Genomic DNA, 19,408 nt, shown 5'->3' on the forward strand with positions numbered 1-19,408 from the left:
TCTCAGCCTATTACAGCACCCCTTTATTTTCGGTTGCGAATATAAGCAAAAAAATATAAACTATTGGATACATAATAAAAATCCTCTTAGTGGTATGCTAAGAGGATGATTGTATGTGGTTTATAGTTCTTTTCTTAATCTTGCTACAGGGATATTTAGCTGGTCTCTGTATTTGGCTATGGTTCTTCTAGCAATGTTGTAGCCTTTGTCTTTAAGAATTTTAACTAAAGCATCATCAGTATAGGGTTTTCTTTTGTTCTCGTTATCTACTACTTCTTGTAAGAACGTTTTAATTTCTTTGGTAGAAACTTCCTCACCATCTTCGTTGGTTAGGCTGTCAGAGAACAAATCTTTAAGTAGTACAATGCCGTTTGGCGTATCTGCATATTTACTCTTGACTACTCTAGAAATGGTAGAAATGTCAAACCCTGTAATGTCTGCAACATCTTTTAAAATCATTGGTTTTAAGGATTTGTCATCACCCGTTAAGAAATACTCGTGTTGTAGTTTTACAATAGCAGAAATGGTTTGCATTAAAGTATTTTGTCTTTGGTTGATGGCATCTATGTACCACTTAGCTGCATCTAATTTTTGTTTGATGAATAGTGCCGCTTGTTTATGGTCTTTAGACTCTTTATCGTGAGAATAAGTATCTAAAATATCACGATACTCACTAGAAACCCTTAGTTGTGGTGCATTTTTGCTATTGAGCAGAGGCGTTACCTTATTATCTTTAACCTGAATGGTAAAATCAGGGATAATCTCTTGGTTGATGGTAATGGTTTGCGTATCAAAGTTACCACCCAAACGAGGCGAAAGATTACTTATTTCGTCTAAAGCCTCTTTTAACTCTTCCTCTGAGCAGTCTAGCCTCTGCATTATTTTTTTGTAATGCTTATTCGTAAGTGCTTCAAACTGAGTTTTAAGAATTTCCTCTGCGAGTTCTGTGTTTTTGTTAGGTGCTGTTTGCAGTTTAGAACGGATTTGTAATAGCAAACATTCTTGTAAATCTCTAGCACCTACCCCTGGAGGGTCAAGTTTTTGTACTCTGTTAAGGAGGATTTCTTCTACTCTTTCTTCCGTGGTATAGATTCCTTGCGAGAAGGCTAAATCATCTACGATAGCTTTAAGCTCTCTACGAATATATCCATCATTATCTAAGTTCCCAATAAGATATTCGGCTATTACCAACTCTTCTCCAGAGATATGTCTTAGCCTGATTTGTTCTATCAGATAGTCATAGATGGTTTGTCCTTCGGTGAGTACACTTTGTTGGTCAAACTCTTCATCGTCAGGAGAGTAGTTGCTAGACGCTGTTTTGTAAGACGGTTCATCATCAAACAAGTATTCATTTACATCAAAATCTGTTTCTATGCTATCAGAATCTTCATCGTTCAGTTTGTCTAACTCTGAGTATTCTTCACCATAATCGGCTTCTTCTTCTACCTTTTCCAAGGCAGGGTTTTCCTCTAGTTCTCTTTCTAACTCTTCTTCAAAATCAAGAGTGTGCAGCTGTATCAGTTTCATCAGCTGTATTTGTTGAGGCGCTAGTTTCTGCCCTAGTTTGAGTTGTAAATTTTGCTTTAGCATGATTAAAATTCAGCGTTTTTAGGTGTTCTAGGGAATGGGATTACATCACGAATGTTCGTCATTCCAGTTACAAATAGCACCAATCTTTCTAGTCCTAAACCAAACCCAGCGTGAGGTACAGAACCGAATTTTCTGGTATCTAGATACCACCATAATTCGTGTTCATCTACATTCATATCTGCCATTTTTTGCTTTAGAACTTCTAGACGCTCTTCTCTCTGTGACCCTCCAATGATTTCTCCAATACCAGGGAAAAGCACGTCCATTGCCGCCACTGTTTTTTGGTCTTCGTTAAGACGCATATAAAAGGCTTTGATTTCTTTAGGATAATCAAATAAGACTACAGGACATTCAAAATGTTTCTCTACGAGATAACGCTCGTGCTCCGACTGGAGGTCTGCTCCCCATTTTTCCACAGGGAACTGGAACTTCCCTTTTTTATTTTCTTTAGAGTTGAGTAGTATTTCTATTGCTTCTGTATAGCTTACACGCTTAAAGCGTTTTTTCACTACATTTTCTAGTTTTTCTATTAGACCTTCTTTCGCTCTATCCTTTTCAGGTTTTTGTTTTTGCTCTTCAGCAAAGCGTTTGTCTAGTAGCTCTAAATCATCTTTACAATGGTCTAGTACATACTGGATAACATACTTTAAGAAAGATTCTGCTAAATCTATGTTGTCTTCTAAATTATTGAAAGCCACTTCAGGCTCTACCATCCAGAATTCGGCTAAGTGTCTTGTAGTATTAGAGTTTTCTGCACGGAATGTAGGTCCAAAAGTATAGACTCTCCCAAGCCCCATTGCTGCAGTCTCGGCTTCTAGCTGTCCAGATACGGTAAGATTCGTTTTCTTACCAAAGAAATCTTGTGTATAATCTACCTCTCCGTCTTCGTTTTTAGGAACCTTATTAAGGTCAAAGTTGCTCACTCCAAACATTTCTCCAGCACCTTCGGCATCAGCCCCTGTAATGATAGGCGTATTGATGTAGAAAAACTGGTTTTGGTTAAAGAATTGGTGAATGGCAAAACTCACGGCACTTCTCACACGGAACACCGCACCAAACAGATTAGTTCTGAAACGAAGGTGTGCTTGTTCTCTTAGCTTTTCTAGAGTGTGTCTTTTAGGCTGAAGTATGGTAGATTGTAATTCTTCGGATAGGTTTTCTCCTAGTAATTCTATTTTTTTAGCAATAATCTCTACTGACTGCCCAGCCCCTTGGCTTTCCACCACTTCGCCTGTTACTTTAAGCGATGAAGCGGTGTGGATATTTTTAATAATCTCATCATCAAATTTCTCAAAATCTACTACGATTTGGAGGTTGTTAAGCGTAGAACCGTCATTAAGTGCAATAAACCTGTTTGAACGGAATGCTCTTACCCAACCTTCTATGGTAATGTCGTGATGAAGAATCGTTTTATAGTTTGATAAAATATCTTTTATAGTTTGTTTTTCCATTGTATAATATGCTGTTTAGGTGCAAAGATAAAAAAAAGGTTTCATTCTAGGAGGGTTTAAAAATGACAAATCTCCATTTAGAAAATTGGGGTAATGCTTTCATAACAAAAAGCCTTCCTTTGTCTTGTGAGGAAGGCTTTGGTATCGTTTTTAACGGAGTTTATTACAACTCTACTTTGAATCTTTCAAATGCCGCTTTATCTAGCATTTCTCTATCATCAGGGTGAGCTATTTCTATAAGCGCTTTAGCTCTTTCTCTAAGGCTCTTTCCGTAAAGGTACGCTGTGCCGTATTCTGTAATCACATAGTGGATATGCCCTCTTGTAGTTACCACACCAGCCCCTGGTTTTAGTAGAGGAACAATTCTCGGAACACCTTTTTTAGTACGAGAAGAAATGGCGATGATAGGCTTGCCACCCTCACTTAGAGCGGCTCCTCTCATAAAGTCCATCTGTCCACCAATACCACTGAACTGGTAAGTCCCGATAGAGTCAGCACAAACTTGTCCTGTTAAATCAACCTCTATGGCAGAGTTAATCGCCGTCATTTTTTGGTTCTTCATAATTTCGATAGGGTGGTTTACCTTTAATACATCTAAGAACGCAATAGACGGGTTGTCATTGATGAAGTCATACAATCTTTTAGTACCGAAACAGAAACTTGTAATGGTGCGGTTCTCGTGAGCTCCTTTGTATTTGTTATTGATGACATCATTCTTAATTAAATCTATCACCCCATCACTTAACATTTCTGTATGTATCCCTAAATCTTTATGGTTGGTAAGGCACTGTAATACCGCATCTGGGATAGTACCTATCCCCATTTGTAGGGTAGATCTGTCGTCTATAAGCTCGGCAACATTCTTTCCTATTTGGCGTTCTACATCGGTTACTTTAGAGCCATAGTCTATGGTTAAAAGCTCCTCTTCGTGCCAAATCATTTTGTCTATTCTTTGTACATGTATCATACCATCTCCGTGGGTTCTTGGCATTTTAGGGTTTACTACCGCAATAATGCTTTTCGCACTATCTACGGCACTTCTAGCCACATCTATAGAAGTTCCTAAAGTACAGTAGCCATGTACATCAGGAGGCGATACCGTAACGATAGCCACATCTAGCGGAAGCACTTTATTTTTGAATAACAATGGAATTTCACTCAAGAACACAGGAACGAAATCTCCTCTCCCGCAGTTTACTGCTTCTCTTACTGGCGTAGATACAAATAAAGACTTAATGTAGAAGCTGTCTTTGTACTGTGGCTTTGCAATCTCCATATTCCCTTGTTGGGTGATGGAAACCACCTCTACATTTCTAAGCCTATCGGCTTGTCTTGCCATTTCATCTATAAGTACATTAGGTGTACAGGCACTACCGTGCAAAAATACACGGTCGCCACTTTTAACGATAGATATTGCCTCTTCGGCTGATACATAATGATGCATTGTATATTATATTTTTTTAGTTTAAACTTTAGTTATTTTCATCTTCTAGCCAACTGGTTTTGTAGCTGGTGTCTTCTACTTTAATAGCTTCCTCTGTAATCTTTAGCGGACGGAATGGGTCTACCATCACAGCGTACTCTTCAGTGGATTTTTTACCGATGCTTCGCTCCATAGCTCCAGGGTGAGGCCCATGTACTATACCGCCTGGGTGTAGGGTGAAATCCATTAAATCAATATGGTTTCTACTCATAAAATCGCCTTCGGTGTAGAAGAGTACCTCATCGCTATCGATGTTAGAGTGGTTGTAAGGAGCAGGTATAGCGTCAGGGTGGTAGTCGTAAAGCCTTGCCACAAAAGAGCAAACCACAAAATTATGTCCCTCAAAATTCTGATGTACTGGTGGCGGTTGGTGGATACGCCCTGTGATAGGTTCAAAGTTTTTGATGTTGAACTTATACGGATAAAAATAGCCGTCCCAACCTACCACATCAAATGGGTGTGTGGCATAGATAAAATCGGTAATGTGATTTTCTTTCTTTACTTTAATAAGGAAGTCTCCCTTCTCATCTATAGGTGGCACAAAAGTAGGGGCAATGATGTCCCTCTCGCAGAACGGCGAATGCTCTAGCAACTGCCCAAATTCATTGCGGTAGCGTTTAGGCGTATAGATAGGGGAGTGGCTTTCTAAAAAGAAAAGTACCGTGTCTTCTGTTTCAAAAGAGATTTGGTAAATCGTCCCTCTAGGAATAATAAGGTAGTCGCCTACGGAAAAATCTAAATTCCCTACAAAGGTTTTAAGAACCCCTTTACCTTGATGCACAAACAACAGCTCATCGCACTCTGCATTTTTGTAGAAATAGTCCATAGACTGCAGGGGCTTGGCAAGTCCCATTTTAAGGTCGTTATTAAGGAGTAATACCTTTCTACTGTCTAGGAAATCTTTTTCGGGAGTTACATTCATACCCTTAAACATTCTAGGGGTAATGTTTTTCTCTACCGCTATTTTGGGCGATACATCTTTAGGAGCTCCTATAGATTTAATTTGAGTGGGTCTGTGGATATGGTATAATAAAGAAGCAATCCCATGAAATCCTTCTGTACCAAAAAGCTGTTCGTAATAGAACTGCCCTTCTTTAGATTTAAAGACGGTGTGTCTTTTTTGTGGAATGTCTCCTAGTTGGATGTATCTCATTTCTACTGTTTTCAGAATTTACTCCAAAAATACGCAAAAATACCGAAACCTAGTGGGTTTTTAAGTGGCAAAATAAGGGAAGGGGTTTAGGCTAAGACCAAAAACTTTTGTAAAAACTTGCACACTTCTGCAAAAGGTTATAAGTTTGCCCTAGTTTTATGACACGCAATATCAGTAACATACAGACAAGTGTAAAAAAGTACTCCAATTATTTGGTAGTTTCAGATAATTGTATAAACACACACACACACACACACACACACACACACACACACACACACACACACACACACACACACACACAGATAGTTTCGTGGGTATGCGTCCGACTATTTAACAAATTCTTTAGATTTTTATTACTGTCTAATAAATGTTATTCCACCAACTTTCGTTGGGGGCTTTTTGCGTTTAGTTTAGCACACTTTAAGTTTTGTTTTCATAAGCTCCTATTATCTCATAAGTTTAATTTGTTATTGGGAGCTTTTAATAATATAAACAGAGTAGTACGATAATTTAGTAATTAAACCCGTTGTGCATTATGAAATGAAAAAAACAAGAGTTGTTTATTAGACTGAAAATCAGTATATTGTTTTTGCTATAAAACGATATAAATGAACAACATAGAGCAAATATATGAAAGAATTTTGGAAGTTTTAGGACTTTTTTCAGAAAATCAACTGATTAGTTATCAGAGAAGAACACCTAAAATGAGCGATTTAGAAGTCATAAGTCTTAATATTACTGCTGAATACTTGAGTATTGATAGCGAATTACAGTTCTTTAGAAAATTGCCAAACTCTCTGATAAACAAAATTGAAAGAAGTGTTTACAATAAGCGAAAACGAAGACTATCCCTACAAACAGAGCAAATTAGACAGCGTATTTCGATGGAGTTCAATGAGTTTGAAGATATTTTTATCGTTGATAGCATGCCAATGAAAGTTTGTGAAAACGCTCGTTCTACTCGTTCAAAAATTTGTAAAGAGCAATCCTATTCTTCACCAACATATGGTTATTGTGCTTCACAGAAATTATATTTCTATGGCTATAAACTACACGCAGTATGTTCTTTAAATGGTGTGATTAAGAATTTTGATATAAGCCCTGCATCCGTTCACGACATCCACTATTTAAAAGATAGTGGTGAGCAAATGCGAAACTGTACTTTAATTGGAGATAGAGGCTATTTATCAGCAAAAGTTCAAATAGATTTATTTAACTATGCTAATATTAAATTAGATACACCAATGAGAAGTAATCAGAAAGATTATATTCCTCAATTTTCATTGTACAAGAAAAAGCGAAAACGAATTGAGACATTTTTCTCTCAACTTTGCGACCAATTTATGATTAAAAGAAACTATGCTAAAACTTTTGAAGGCTTTAAAACAAGGATAATCAGTAAAATAACCGCCGCAACGGTTATTCAATATATCAATAAATTTATCTTCCAAAGAAAATTAAATCATCTAAAAATCAGTATTATTTAAAATGCACAACGAGTTTACTAATGCAAAAGTAAACTTATAGACCGCCAAAAACAGGCAGCTTTAAAATAAATCTTAATAAAATTTTCTCCAGTATTTAACAATAAATGGTGCTGAATAGCACCATTTATAAATCTACAACTAAAAAATTCCAAACCTTAAAATCTATACCCTATTGATATTCCTCCTCTAACACCTGCCCATGGTCCATTTACTTTAACATTAGCCCCATTAGCATTGGTAGTTACACTATAATCAACTAAAGGTACATCTAAGCCACTCAACTCTTTCTTTAATTCTGCTTGCTCTTGCTCATTTAGCGTTCTATTAGTAAACCCTTGTAAATCTCCTCTAGAAGCTCCATAGTGTGAGCTCCAATAATCCACCAATCTAACACCCAATCTTTCTTTTTACCTAAGAACCACTGAGTTCCTATCATCAATCCAGCAGAATGAGCATTCATCTTCCCCTGAACATTTACAGGTATGTTTTGATTATTTTGATCTTCAATATTTACTGTAATATTACTTACATTAACATTAGTGTATCTATAATATGGTGCTAAGTAAACCCCTTTACCATAACCTTTACCTAGATAAAATCTCCCCTCTAAAGTAAACGCCGTAGTAGACATTTTAGCATCATTTATAGACTCATCTAGATTAAATTGTCTAGCGTAGGGCACACTTCCTTTTGGCACAAGATTAAGTCCTCCAGCAACCGAAAACCACTTGTTTATAGAACGCTCATAAGTAATATTAAAATTCCTAAACAATAAGCCCGTAACATTGGTTTTCAAAATATTCATTTTTTCTGTGGTAGGAGCTTCCTCCGTTTTAACCACATTTTCTTGTGAAAACATAACCGAACCCGCCACCAAAGTGGATAACATAAATAGTTTTTTCATAGTTATATAATAATTAAGTTATTGACTATCAAGTTAACCAAACTTGCAGAAACGAAAAATAAGAATCATCATAAAGTCTCCAATATGTTTAATTGTAACTTTTTATTCTACGTTTTGCTTATATAAAATTCTTCCTATTTTATTTTGAAAAATTACAAATACAAAACCAAGTAAAGTTTTGATAGACTCAACTATTATTTCAGAATTCATTCCTATTGTTGTTAAATCATCATTTATATTTCTATCCATATTTTTAAGTTTTAGAAAAATAAATAATTTATTTATCAATTCTGGAAGTGAGTTAAACAAAACCAGTATCCCAATTGAAAGAATTGCTATTTGTAAAAGATTTTCGGAGTTAAGATTGCCAAAATCTATTTTTTCATCAAGAAATTTTGAAGGCTTAAATCTTTTTATAATTAAATCTGGGTTGATAATTAAAAAATAGAATACTAAAACAGTAAAAACTAAAGTGATAAACAAATAAATCCAAGTTTGTATAATTCCATTTTCTACATCAAAAGGAAAGAAAATATCAGCATTTATCAGATAATTGATTGACTGAGGAAAGAAATTAAACGATAAGTTCACAACAGAGTACAATCCAAATACTCTAAAAATAACTCTTAATAAATTTCTGATTTCCATAGTGATATTATTATTTCCTACTCTTAATCCAATTTTTTAAATGAAAATTTATACTATCCTCAACAGAAATAAATTCATATTGAAGAAGATTTTTTATCTTTTCGTTAGAAATAAGCGTTTTTGAGTTTAAGGCATCAGTATTAGCTTTATTAAACAATTTCAATACTGGCAAAGCCCATCCTATAATTTTAGATAGAAAGCACCCTAAACGCCACAAATAAGATGGGAATATTTTAGCCGAAGACAAACCTAACCTTTTACGAACTAAATTAGCAACTTCAATGTAAGTTTTATTTTCGGAAATAAGTATAAATCTCTGCCCTAATGCTTTAGTTTCTTCCGCAAGAAGTTTTATGGCAACATCGGCAACATCTCTTACATCTACATAGCCAGTATTCCCCTTAAAGCTAAAGGGTAATTTTTTAATATTATCAAACAAAACGCCACTACTCTGCTCCCAATTTCCAGAACCTATGATAACTCCTGGATTTATAACCACCACATTCATACCTTCTGCAGAAACACGCCAAACTTCCATCTCCGAAAAATGCTTAGAAATAGCATAGCTAGAATGAGCCAATTTAGGATTAAAATTAGACTCTTCATCAATGGCTTCAAACTCATTGGCAGCGTCTAGAACAGCGATGGAACTCACATATAAAAATTGCTCTACTGTTTTTTCTTCAGCAATGTAAAGAAGATTTTTAGTCCCCTGTATATTAGTCTTATACATAAACTTTTTATCTCTAGGATGAAAACTTACCTTTGCAGCGGCATGATAGACTTGCTTAACACCTTCTAAAGCCACTCTTAAAGAATCTAAATCCTCAAAATCTACCTCTACCCACTCTATTTTTTGATAATAATAATCTGCTTTATCCGTATAAAAAGAAAAAATATCTTTCAGTTTTTCTATTTGAGAACCACAACGTTTAGTAGCACGAACCTCTTGCCCTTGCTGAAGAAGTTTTAGAACAATAAGACTTCCCAAAATCCCCGTCGCTCCTGTAACTAATACCATAATTTCCTATATTAAACTAAAAATTCCTTAACCACAGCGGCAAAGTCTTTAGGATTTTCGGCTTGTACCCAATGTCCTGCATTAGAAATTTTAATAATCTTAGCCTTTGGAAATTGTTGTTTTATCAAGAATTCATCTTGAGGCAAAATATAATTAGACAAAGCCCCTCCAATGAAAAGCGTTTCTCCCTCAAATACACCAAATTTAATAGCATTCCCCACAAAATCACCATATTTTTCTGCTAAAGTAGCCAAATTAAACCTCCAATTAAGTTTTTTAGCCTCCGTCCAATAGAGGTTTTTAGCTAAGAACTGTATTACTGGTTTTTCTTTGATGTATTGAGCCAAATGTTCCTCCACCTCTTGGCGTGTACTCACGGTATCAAAATCTACTGTTTGTAATGCCTTAATAATTCCTTGATGATGTGGCGGATAAGATTTAGGAGCTATATCTACCACAATAAGTCGCTCCACTTTTTCGGGATATTTTACGGCAAACTGCATCACCGCTTTCCCTCCGAGAGAATGCCCTAAGAGATTTACTTTCTGTAAATTATGAGCAGACATATAATTAAGGATATCCTCTGCCAAATCATCATGAGACATATTTTCGGAATGAAAACTCTTGCCATGATTTCTTAAATCTATCAAATGGGTTGGCATTACCTCCCCAAAATCTCTCCCAAAGCCACCCCAATTATCTAACATTCCAAATAAACCATGAAATACTAAAAGAGGTGTTGCTGATAACTCTCCGCCATATATTTTAGAATGTAATATTTCTGTTTGATTTACCATTTTGCTAATCTTTTAAGGTAACTTTGAATTGTATTTTCTAGTCCCAAATAAAGAGCTTCCGAGATGAGTGCATGCCCAATAGAAACCTCTAACAAGTTAGGTATTTTATCTGAAAAATATTTTAAGTTTTCTAAACTCAAATCGTGCCCCGCATTGATTCCCAAACCGTTATTTATCGCTTCTTCTGCTGTTTTGATATAAGGTAATATGGCTTGTTCTCTATTTTTAGTATAACCTTTGGCATAAGCCTCTGTGTAGAGTTCTATCCTATCCGCACCTGTCTCCGCTGCATATTTTACCATCTCTGGATTAGGGTCTAAAAAGATAGAAGTTCTTATCCCTTCTGCTTTAAATTCGGCTATAATATTTTTTAGAAAATCTAAATGCATTTTACAATCCCACCCCGCATTAGAAGTAATGGCATCATCTGCATCTGGTACCAATGTTACCTGCTCTGGCCTTACCTCTAATACCATATCTATAAACGGACGATGAGGATTCCCTTCAATATTAAACTCAGTGGTTACCAGTGGTTTTAAATCGTACACATCTTTTCTAGTAATATGTCTTTCATCTGGTCTTGGGTGTATAGTAATCCCTTGTGCCCCAAATTTTTGAGCATCTATCGCCACCTGAGTTACACTCGGCACATCGCCACCTCTAGCATTTCTAAGAGTGGCTATTTTATTTATATTTACGCTTAGTTTTGTCATTATTTTATATTATTGATATTTAACATTATACCTTGATACTGACTTGCATTACCTCCAAATCAAACACCTGTGCCGCCACGAGAAGATGGTCAAAAATATCTGCTTGTATCTGCTCGTAATTTTCCCACTTAGAATTATTGGTAAAACAATAAATTTCCAAAGGAAGTCCTTGGGCTGTAATTTCTAACTGTCTTACCATCAGCGGACTTTCTTGTTCTATATTATCATTATTTTTTAAATAATTAAGAGCGTACACTCTAAATGTACCAATATTGGTAAGTTGTGGCCCATTGATAATCTCAGAAGAGTTAGCAATTCTCTTTTTTGCTTCTGAAATTTTAGCATTTTTTTCTTCTAAATAGTCTTTAACTAGGTTAATTTTAGACAACTTCGCCATCATTTCATCATCTATAAACTTAAATGATTTAATATTGAAAATAATAGCTTTTTTTATTCTCCTAGTATTGGTTTCTGACATTATCTGAAGATTCTTAATCTCTGTAGAAAGCAAATCGTAAGTAGGTATGGTAGATACTGTTTTGTCAAAATTCTGAATCTTTGTCGTCAATAGGTTAATGTCTTCTATTGTACCTTCAATGTTATACTTCGGAATTCCTATCCAATCACCTACTTTTAGATTTCTAGAGGTAGACACATGAATACCTGTAACAAAACCCAAAATAGTATCTCTAAAGACAAGAAGTATCACCGCCGTCATTGCCCCTAAACTACCTAAAATAGTAGACGCTTTGATATGAAATAGCACCGAAACTCCTACAAAAATAAATATAATATAACCTAATATTTTGAGGGATTGTGTAACGGCTCTAATACCTGTAATTCGATAAAAGTCACCTTTAAAAACATAATATTTTTCGGTGGTTTTAAGCAACCTAAAATACAGTATAGCAAACGCTAGTACAAACATTAACGAAAAGAATGTTTCTAAAATACTATGACTTTTAGGGTGTCTATAGAAAATAGAATAAATCATTTCCTGAGTAATTCTAATAGCAAAAAAATGAGCTACCGAATTTAAAATTTTACTCTCATAAAAAGCTCTAAGAATTGGTTTTTGTGTGTACTTTCTAAAAACTAAAAATAAGGCGTTAAATGAAATTTTAAATAAAAAATCCAAGGCAACCAAAATCACTAAAAGTAAGAATAGTTTTGCCGCTATTTGACACAACAAAATAATTCCATCAGGCATCTCTGCCTTTATCCAAAAATGAATTTGATCACTTATTTTTTGTAAAAAATCTTTGGTGTCTTTTATTTCCTCATTCATATTGGCAAAAATAAGAAAATAGGTTTGTTTAGATGGTACTAAATATACCCGTTGTGCATTATGAAATGAAAAAAACAAGAGTTGTTTATTAGACTGAAAATCAGTATATTGTTTTTGCTATAAAACGATATAAATGAACAACATAGAGCAAATATATGAAAGAATTTTGGAAGTTTTAGGACTTTTTTCAGAAAATCAACTGATTAGTTATCAGAGAAGAACACCTAAAATGAGCGATTTAGAAGTCATAAGTCTTAATATTACTGCTGAATACTTGAGTATTGATAGCGAATTACAGTTATTTAGAAAATTGCCAAACTCTCTGATAAACAAAATTGAAAGAAGTGTTTACAATAAGCGAAAACGAAGACTATCCCTACAAACAGAGCAAATTAGACAACGTATTTCGATGGAGTTCAATGAGTTTGAAGATATTTTTATCGTTGATAGCATGCCAATGAAAGTTTGTGAAAACGCTCGTTCTACTCGTTCAAAAATTTGTAAAGAGCAATCCTATTCTTCACCAACATATGGTTATTGTGCTTCACAGAAATTATATTTCTATGGCTATAAACTACACGCAGTATGTTCTTTAAATGGTGTGATTAAGAATTTTGATATAAGCCCTGCATCCGTTCACGACATCCACTATTTAAAAGATATTGGTGAGCAAATGCGAAACTGTACTTTAATTGGAGATAGAGGCTATTTATCAGCAAAAGTTCAAATAGATTTATTTAACTATGCTAATATTAAATTAGATACACCAATGAGAAGTAATCAGAAAGATTATATTCCTCAATTTTCATTGTACAAGAAAAAGCGAAAACGAATTGAGACATTTTTCTCTCAACTTTGCGACCAATTTATGATTAAAAGAAACTATGCTAAAACTTTTGAAGGCTTTAAAACAAGGATAATCAGTAAAATAACCGCCGCAACGGTTATTCAATATATCAATAAATTTATCTTCCAAAGAAAATTAAATCATCTAAAAATCAGTATTATTTAAAATGCACAACGAGTTAGAGAAAATTATTTATTTGTATTTTTAAATAGGAAAATGTAAACTTGAAAAAAAATGCTTATGGCTACTTACGAAGGAACAATAGAAGATTTTAAAAAATTTATTGATGGCTACACAAGAAATTTGGTTCAAAAATTAACTAGGAAAGTTAAAAAGAATAGAACTTGTTCTTCACCTAAGTGTAAAAATCGTTCAAGATTACAAGCAGCTCATATAAAAGGAAGTGAAAGACCAGTAATTATAAAAAGTATTTTAGATGATATGAGTTGTAGTCTAGGTGATAACTATATAAAGGTTGATTTAAACGATTTTGAAAAAAGATTTATTGAAGCACATACACCATATGATAAAGTTATAAAAATTTTATGTTTTGATTGCCATAGAAAATATGACAATAATGAGTTTCAAGAAATAGTTCCATTAATTGATGAAGAAATAGAAATTGATGCAGATGTAATCACTGAAGAGGATATTCTAAAACCGTTTGAGGAAATTAAACCAGGAAAACTCGCTCAAAAAATTTTTTCTAATAAGATAAATACAATCTCTGACGAGGTGTTGTTAAAATTATTAGATGAGACCTATTGTAAATTATGCTTTGGAATTGGTTACAGTGTACTTAAGGAATTTCGTACAGAAAAGGATATTTATGATGATAAAGGGAAGCAGAGATATTATTCTCCTGAGAATTTACTTTTAGAAAGAATAGGCAAACAAGATGAAATTAGTAAAAAATTTATACTTTCCAATCATTGGTTTAAGAATCAAATTCCATTTTTAACTAAATGGAATACTGAAAACTAGCTAACTTAAATTCCGATTCAAAGCATCTTTCCATAGAGAAATCATTTTACATTTTAAGGAAGTTGGTTCAATAATCTTTACGGACCAACTTCTTTTCATTAGCTCCATTAGTAAATCTTCGTTAGGTTTAACAAAAAATTCAAAAGTAATGGTTTTATCATCTTCTGAAACTACTTTTTGAGAATTATGTAATGGGTTAGCTTTTAGGTAATGCCCATCTCTGTGGTCATATTGAAGAATAATTCTTTCCGCTTCGCCATTGGTAAACATTCCTAGTGCATCTCTGTAGGGTGTTTGAAAATCTATCACCTGAGATTTGAACTTTTTCCCTGTAGTTATTTCTCCTATTCGTTCTAATGCATAACTTTTAAATTGAATTTCGGGGGTTGAGTTATCTACAGCTAGTACATACCATTTAAAATCTTTCTGTTTTAATAAATAAGGCTGAATGGTTTTTATTTTTATTTTCTCTGTACTATAGTCAAAATAGGAAATATTGACTTCTAAATGTTTCTCTATTGCTTGTGAAATAGAATGAAAATGCTCTAATCCTGTGTTTTTCCGAGTTTCTGGTAATACAAATCTGGGCAAAAGCATATCGGTATTAAGAGAGGATAAGAAAATAGCAGAATTGAGCAAATCATTTTGAAAAACACTTTCTAAACTCGTTGTGCATTTTAAATAATACTGATTTTTAGATGATTTAATTTTCTTTGGAAGATAAATTTATTGATATATTGAATAACCGTTGCGGCGGTTATTTTACTGATTATCCTTGTTTTAAAGCCTTCAAAAGTTTTAGCATAGTTTCTTTTAATCATAAATTGGTCGCAAAGTTGAGAGAAAAATGTCTCAATTCGTTTTCGCTTTTTCTTGTACAATGAAAATTGAGGAATATAATCTTTCTGATTACTTCTCATTGGTGTATCTAATTTAATATTAGCATAGTTAAATAAATCTATTTGAACTTTTGCTGATAAATAGCCTCTATCTCCAATTAAAGTACAGTTTCGCATTTGCTCACCAATATCTTTTAAATAGTGGATGTCGTGAACGGATGCAGGGCTTATATCAAAATTCTTAATCACACCATTTAAAGAACATACTGCGTGTAGTTTATAGCCATAGAAATATAATTTCTGTGAAGCACAATAACCATATGTTGGTGAAGAATAGGATTGCTCTTTACAAATTTTTGAACGAGTAGAACGAGCATTTTCACAAACTTTCATTGGCATGCTATCAACGATAAAAATATCTTCAAACTCATTGAACTCCATCGAAATACGCTGTCTAATTTGCTCTGTTTGTAGGGATAGTCTTCGTTTTCGCTTATTGTAAACACTTCTTTCAATTTTGTTTATCAGAGAGTTTGGCAATTTTCTAAATAACTGTAATTCGCTATCAATACTCAAGTATTCAGCAGTAATATTAAGACTTATGACTTCTAAATCGCTCATTTTAGGTGTTCTTCTCTGATAACTAATCAGTTGATTTTCTGAAAAAAGTCCTAAAACTTCCAAAATTCTTTCATATATTTGCTCTAAGTTGTTCATTTATATCGTTTTATAGCAAAAACAATATACTGATTTTCAGTCTAATAAACAACTCTTGTTTTTTTCATTTCATAATGCACAACGGGTTTTCTAAATCAATATCTATAGTGTATTTCCTTTTGTTACAAACTAAATCTATCTTCCACGCATCTCTAATAGCTCTTTTATCTTTTTCAAAAGTATCAATAGGATAAGTATCTAGATACAAATGTTCACAATCTTTATAAGCTTTAAAAGAATTTTCTATCTTTTTACGAATTTCAGAGGAAGTAAGTTTTCCATTTTCTCGGAGTACCGTTCTTACTAAAAAAATCATTCTTAAAAATTTTCTATCCATAATTAAATTTCAAAAAGATAAATATGATAAGTTTCTATTAACAAAAATACATTTTTTACAAAAGTAATTTTCCTATTATAAAGTTCTTGTTATATGATTCTACTTTCTTACACCTAAAAAAATAGCAATTTCGTCATAAACAGATAACAATAAATAAGATTCTAATCAAAAAAACAAATTTATGAGTTTGTTTAATGAATAAAAAACAAAAAACCTCACTTGAAAAAGTGAGGTTTCTGTGAGCGCGCCAGGATTCGAACCTGGGACCGTCTGCTTAGAAGGCAGATGCTCTATCCAGCTGAGCTACGCACCCATTTAGAATTTTTAGTGTAAAATTCCGAAAAACATTGTCGGGGCGGCAGGATTCGAACCTACGACCTCCTGGTCCCAAACCAGGCGCGATGACCGGACTACGCTACGCCCCGAATATTATTCTCTGAGTTGCGGAGGGTATGGGATTCGAACCCATGCGACCCTTGCGAGTCGACAGTTTAGCAAACTGCTCCGTTAACCACTCCGGCAACCCTCCTTTTCGTTGTTATTTTAAGTGCTTCTGTTCTGTAATTGCGAGTGCAAATATAGAGCGTTTTTTTGAAACCTCCAAATAAAATGCAAAAAAAATCTAAAATTTTTATCACTATCTTTGGCAGTCAATTTTAAAAATAAAAGTGAATAATGCGTAATATTTTGTTTATTATAAGTTTAGGTGCTGTGGTGACTTCTTGTAGCACTCAGCAAAAAATAGTTGCACCTCAACCAAAATTAGATTCAAAAGTAGTAAGTACACCTCAAAAACCTAAAGTGGAGCAATCTACTAAGGGAGATTTTTATTATAAAACTAATATTAGTGATATTACAAAAAACGATAATACTATTAGTTATGGTTCTGTAGTTACGGCTAAACCTAAAGGCTATAAGGTGAATTATGAGAATTTCCCATCTGTAGCTCAGAATTTTAGGCAGCGTTTTCTTATTCTTCATTATACAGCTCTTGATAACGAAACATCAGTACGAGTGCTTACCCAAAGAGGTGTGAGTGCTCACTATCTTGTAAGTGATTTGCCTGACGATGACATTTGGCAACTTGTTGATGAGAATAAAAGAGCCTACCATGCAGGTATTAGCTTTTGGAGAAATATCACCGAGATGAATGATAATTCCATAGGGATAGAAATTGTTAATAAAGGTTATACTGTTGGTACAGCAGGGGAAAAAGTATTTTATCCATTTCCTGAACATCAGTTTAAGAAAGTAGCCGCTTTGGCAAAAGATATTGTAGAGCGTTATAATATTCCTCCAACCCAAATTTTAGCTCACTCTGATATTGCTCCAACTAGAAAGCAAGACCCAGGTCCATTTTTCCCTTGGAAACGCCTCTATGATGAGTATAATCTAGGAATGTGGTATGATGCAACTACCAAGCAAAATTTTTATGAAACTGCTTTAAGCGATTTAGATTTTAATTATAACAACTCTACTTTTATTTCAAAAGTGCAAAATACTTTAAGAAGTTTTGGGTATGACATTACTCCTACTGGAACTTGGGATAAACCTTCTCAAAAGGTTATAGAAGCTTTCCAGTACCACTTTCGTCCAGAGAAATGCGATGGTGTTTTAGATGCAGAAACTTGGGCTATATTACAAGCTCTTATAGTGAAGTACTCTGGTAAGTAAGACTATAATGGAATTTGACTTTGATTTAAACCAAAGTCAAATTCCATTTTTCTATCATTTCTGAAAAACGAGAGTTAGGAAATTCTTTATTTCTGATTTTATTTACTGAGAAAATACCCTTTTCGTCAGAAATCATTAAAATTTCATCAGCTTTTTGACTTTCAAAAGCAATCATTTCCACTTGCTCTATTTCCGCTAAACGATTTTTATGAACATAGGTAATAAAGCTTTCCATCAATGGGGAAATATATGCCCCTTCCGTTTGCTTAGGAACTTTAATAGTATTGCCTTCTAAAAACAAAAGATTGCCATAAATACTTCTAGCAATACGCTTACTAGGATTGAGCAGAATAACATCGTCCAAATCATTCTCTTGGGCGTAAATTTCAGCATAAATATTTTCTGGACAATGGGTGTGTATATTGCTTAAAATATGTGTATTAACACTTATTTCCTTAATAATGTCCAGCTCTATATTTTTATTTATTTGAAATAAGCTGTCCTCTCTAACCATTTCGTAAACAAAATGAACTGGAGTTTTAGCGGAAAAAGTATCTTCTATTTTTCTAAATGCTAACACTTTAATATAACCATTATCGAATGGAAGATTTTGGATAGCTTGAGAAAAAATGTCTGTGAAAAATTCTAAAGTAAAACTTAATGGAATGTTCATTCTCATTTTTCTCATAGAAGACATCAGAAAGAAATAAACATCTTCTGCTAAAATCACTTTTTTATTTTTGAAAAAAAAGTAAACTTTTACAGCGTCTCCGTTCATAAAAGCTCTATTAGCGTAGGCTAATGATTGTTCCTGAGAAAGTAAGTTGCCATCTAAATACATGTTGTTCTATTTTAATAAAGAAAAAATGAACGATAAAAATCACTCATTGTAATTTGTTAAGTATCAAAAACTAAGCTGCACCTAGTTTTATTTTTAGGTTTTCTACAAGGTTTTCCCAATAAAGACGGTTTTCTTCCTCATCTCCTTTTTCGCAAAAGTCTGTAATGTTAAGAGATAGGTCTTCCGTTATTTCATCTATCACAATAGACATTTCGAAGAAACTCTTAGTACCTTCATCTTCTTCCCATCTAAAACGAACAAAACTTTCAGGCTTATATCTTATAAGCGTCGCCTTTTCAGCAGGACCACCGCCCCAACTGAAATAAAAATCATCTCCTCTCTCTTCTACCTCATCAGCAAACCACTCCGCTAAACCTTCCGCAGTCGCTAGATATTCATACAAAATCTCTGATAAGCAATGCATTGCAAACTCGTAAGTTACCTTATGTTTCGCCATAATATATCGTCTTATTATAAAGTCTCGCAATATAGAAATTATTTTTGGACAAAAACGATTTTTAGGGACGGAATTTTTGGATTTATGATTTTTTTTAGGTTATTACTGAGGACTATATGATGCAGTACTTTCGTTTTTCATAAATTTGCAAACATTATTCAATTCGTAAATAAA

Annotated in this window: 20 protein-coding genes and 3 tRNA genes; 4 read left to right on the forward strand and 19 right to left on the reverse strand. The window is 33.8% G+C overall.

The features are described 5' to 3' along the window. Positions 1-120 precede the first annotated feature (120 nt). The 4 genes from rpoN to VIX88_RS10970 all read right to left on the reverse strand — a co-directional run bounded on the left by rpoN (position 121) and on the right by VIX88_RS10970 (position 5,677). Positions 121-1,590: an RNA polymerase factor sigma-54 gene (gene rpoN / locus VIX88_RS10955; protein ID WP_064971138.1), complete on the reverse strand. Its 1,470-nt coding sequence runs from the start codon at positions 1,588-1,590 to the stop codon at positions 121-123. A gap of 2 nt (positions 1,591-1,592) precedes the next feature. Further along, the gene (gene asnS / locus VIX88_RS10960; RefSeq protein WP_052910182.1) at positions 1,593-3,041 is read right to left on the reverse strand and encodes an asparagine--tRNA ligase; all 1,449 of its coding nucleotides are present in this window, start codon (positions 3,039-3,041) and stop codon (positions 1,593-1,595) included. A 163-nt stretch (positions 3,042-3,204) separates the two neighbouring features. Next, the gene (locus VIX88_RS10965) at positions 3,205-4,485 is read right to left on the reverse strand and encodes an acetyl-CoA hydrolase/transferase family protein (RefSeq protein WP_064971140.1); all 1,281 of its coding nucleotides are present in this window, start codon (positions 4,483-4,485) and stop codon (positions 3,205-3,207) included. Positions 4,486-4,513: 28 nt separating this feature from the next. After that, positions 4,514-5,677: a homogentisate 1,2-dioxygenase gene (locus VIX88_RS10970; protein ID WP_109475480.1), complete on the reverse strand. Its 1,164-nt coding sequence runs from the start codon at positions 5,675-5,677 to the stop codon at positions 4,514-4,516. A gap of 611 nt (positions 5,678-6,288) precedes the next feature. Here VIX88_RS10970 and VIX88_RS10975 point away from each other — a divergent pair. Beyond that, positions 6,289-7,167, forward strand: a complete 879-nt coding sequence (locus VIX88_RS10975; RefSeq protein ID WP_214193991.1) for an IS982-like element ISRa1 family transposase — start codon at positions 6,289-6,291, stop codon at positions 7,165-7,167. Positions 7,168-7,322: 155 nt separating this feature from the next. On the opposite strand, the gene VIX88_RS10980 is transcribed toward VIX88_RS10975, so the two are convergent. From VIX88_RS10980 to VIX88_RS11010, 7 genes are all read right to left on the reverse strand, one after another. Next, on the reverse strand, positions 7,323-7,550 hold the full coding sequence (locus VIX88_RS10980; protein ID WP_127919839.1) for a hypothetical protein: 228 nt from the start codon (positions 7,548-7,550) through the stop codon (positions 7,323-7,325). After that, the gene (locus VIX88_RS10985) at positions 7,481-8,071 is read right to left on the reverse strand and encodes a DUF3575 domain-containing protein (RefSeq protein ID WP_127919840.1); all 591 of its coding nucleotides are present in this window, start codon (positions 8,069-8,071) and stop codon (positions 7,481-7,483) included. The genes VIX88_RS10980 and VIX88_RS10985 overlap by 70 nt, the downstream gene beginning before the upstream one ends. 102 nt (positions 8,072-8,173) lie before the next feature. Next, the gene (locus VIX88_RS10990) at positions 8,174-8,719 is read right to left on the reverse strand and encodes a hypothetical protein (RefSeq protein WP_064971279.1); all 546 of its coding nucleotides are present in this window, start codon (positions 8,717-8,719) and stop codon (positions 8,174-8,176) included. A gap of 10 nt (positions 8,720-8,729) precedes the next feature. Then, the gene (locus VIX88_RS10995; RefSeq protein WP_154212631.1) at positions 8,730-9,740 is read right to left on the reverse strand and encodes an NAD-dependent epimerase/dehydratase family protein; all 1,011 of its coding nucleotides are present in this window, start codon (positions 9,738-9,740) and stop codon (positions 8,730-8,732) included. Positions 9,741-9,751: 11 nt separating this feature from the next. Next, positions 9,752-10,537: an alpha/beta fold hydrolase gene (locus tag VIX88_RS11000; RefSeq protein ID WP_064971277.1), complete on the reverse strand. Its 786-nt coding sequence runs from the start codon at positions 10,535-10,537 to the stop codon at positions 9,752-9,754. Beyond that, positions 10,531-11,250 (reverse strand): pyridoxine 5'-phosphate synthase, encoded by a 720-nt coding sequence (locus VIX88_RS11005; RefSeq protein ID WP_064971276.1) that lies wholly within the window; start codon positions 11,248-11,250, stop codon positions 10,531-10,533. Before VIX88_RS11005 ends, VIX88_RS11000 begins: the two co-directional genes overlap by 7 nt. 25 nt (positions 11,251-11,275) lie before the next feature. After that, entirely contained in the window at positions 11,276-12,538 is a 1,263-nt protein-coding gene (locus tag VIX88_RS11010; protein ID WP_064971275.1) for a mechanosensitive ion channel family protein, read from the reverse strand. Positions 12,539-12,671: 133 nt separating this feature from the next. On the opposite strand from VIX88_RS11010, the gene VIX88_RS11015 reads away from it, so the two are divergent. Next, the gene (locus VIX88_RS11015) at positions 12,672-13,550 is read left to right on the forward strand and encodes an IS982-like element ISRa1 family transposase (RefSeq protein WP_127919822.1); all 879 of its coding nucleotides are present in this window, start codon (positions 12,672-12,674) and stop codon (positions 13,548-13,550) included. Between the two features lie 75 nt (positions 13,551-13,625). Continuing rightward, entirely contained in the window at positions 13,626-14,369 is a 744-nt protein-coding gene (locus VIX88_RS11020; protein ID WP_127919837.1) for a hypothetical protein, read from the forward strand. Here VIX88_RS11020 and VIX88_RS11025 read toward each other — a convergent pair whose 3' ends face one another. The 6 genes from VIX88_RS11025 to VIX88_RS11050 all read right to left on the reverse strand — a co-directional run bounded on the left by VIX88_RS11025 (position 14,370) and on the right by VIX88_RS11050 (position 16,791). Next, complete coding sequence (locus VIX88_RS11025; protein WP_064971309.1) at positions 14,370-14,966, reverse strand: WYL domain-containing protein; 597 nt, start codon at positions 14,964-14,966, stop codon at positions 14,370-14,372. An 80-nt stretch (positions 14,967-15,046) separates the two neighbouring features. Continuing rightward, positions 15,047-15,925 (reverse strand): IS982-like element ISRa1 family transposase, encoded by an 879-nt coding sequence (locus VIX88_RS11030; RefSeq protein ID WP_004918508.1) that lies wholly within the window; start codon positions 15,923-15,925, stop codon positions 15,047-15,049. Between the two features lie 64 nt (positions 15,926-15,989). After that, entirely contained in the window at positions 15,990-16,241 is a 252-nt protein-coding gene (locus VIX88_RS11035; RefSeq protein WP_127919836.1) for a hypothetical protein, read from the reverse strand. 260 nt (positions 16,242-16,501) lie between these two features. Next, positions 16,502-16,575 (reverse strand) — tRNA-Arg (locus VIX88_RS11040). A 37-nt stretch (positions 16,576-16,612) separates the two neighbouring features. Then, positions 16,613-16,687: transfer RNA gene (locus tag VIX88_RS11045), tRNA-Pro, on the reverse strand. A gap of 19 nt (positions 16,688-16,706) precedes the next feature. After that, positions 16,707-16,791 (reverse strand) — tRNA-Ser (locus tag VIX88_RS11050). A 146-nt stretch (positions 16,792-16,937) separates the two neighbouring features. On the opposite strand from VIX88_RS11050, the gene VIX88_RS11055 reads away from it, so the two are divergent. Then, complete coding sequence (locus tag VIX88_RS11055) at positions 16,938-17,936, forward strand: N-acetylmuramoyl-L-alanine amidase (protein WP_064971196.1); 999 nt, start codon at positions 16,938-16,940, stop codon at positions 17,934-17,936. 25 nt (positions 17,937-17,961) lie between these two features. Here the strand turns inward: VIX88_RS11055 and VIX88_RS11060 are convergent, their stop codons facing one another. Together VIX88_RS11060 and VIX88_RS11065 are read right to left on the reverse strand one after the other, a co-directional pair. Continuing rightward, on the reverse strand, positions 17,962-18,777 hold the full coding sequence (locus tag VIX88_RS11060; protein ID WP_064971197.1) for an aminotransferase class IV: 816 nt from the start codon (positions 18,775-18,777) through the stop codon (positions 17,962-17,964). Between the two features lie 70 nt (positions 18,778-18,847). Continuing rightward, on the reverse strand, positions 18,848-19,234 hold the full coding sequence (locus tag VIX88_RS11065; protein WP_064971198.1) for an START-like domain-containing protein: 387 nt from the start codon (positions 19,232-19,234) through the stop codon (positions 18,848-18,850). Between the last annotated feature and the right edge of the window lie 174 nt (positions 19,235-19,408).

The sequence above is a fragment of the Riemerella anatipestifer genome (assembly GCF_035666175.1).
GTDB classification, from domain to species: domain Bacteria; phylum Bacteroidota; class Bacteroidia; order Flavobacteriales; family Weeksellaceae; genus Riemerella; species Riemerella anatipestifer_D.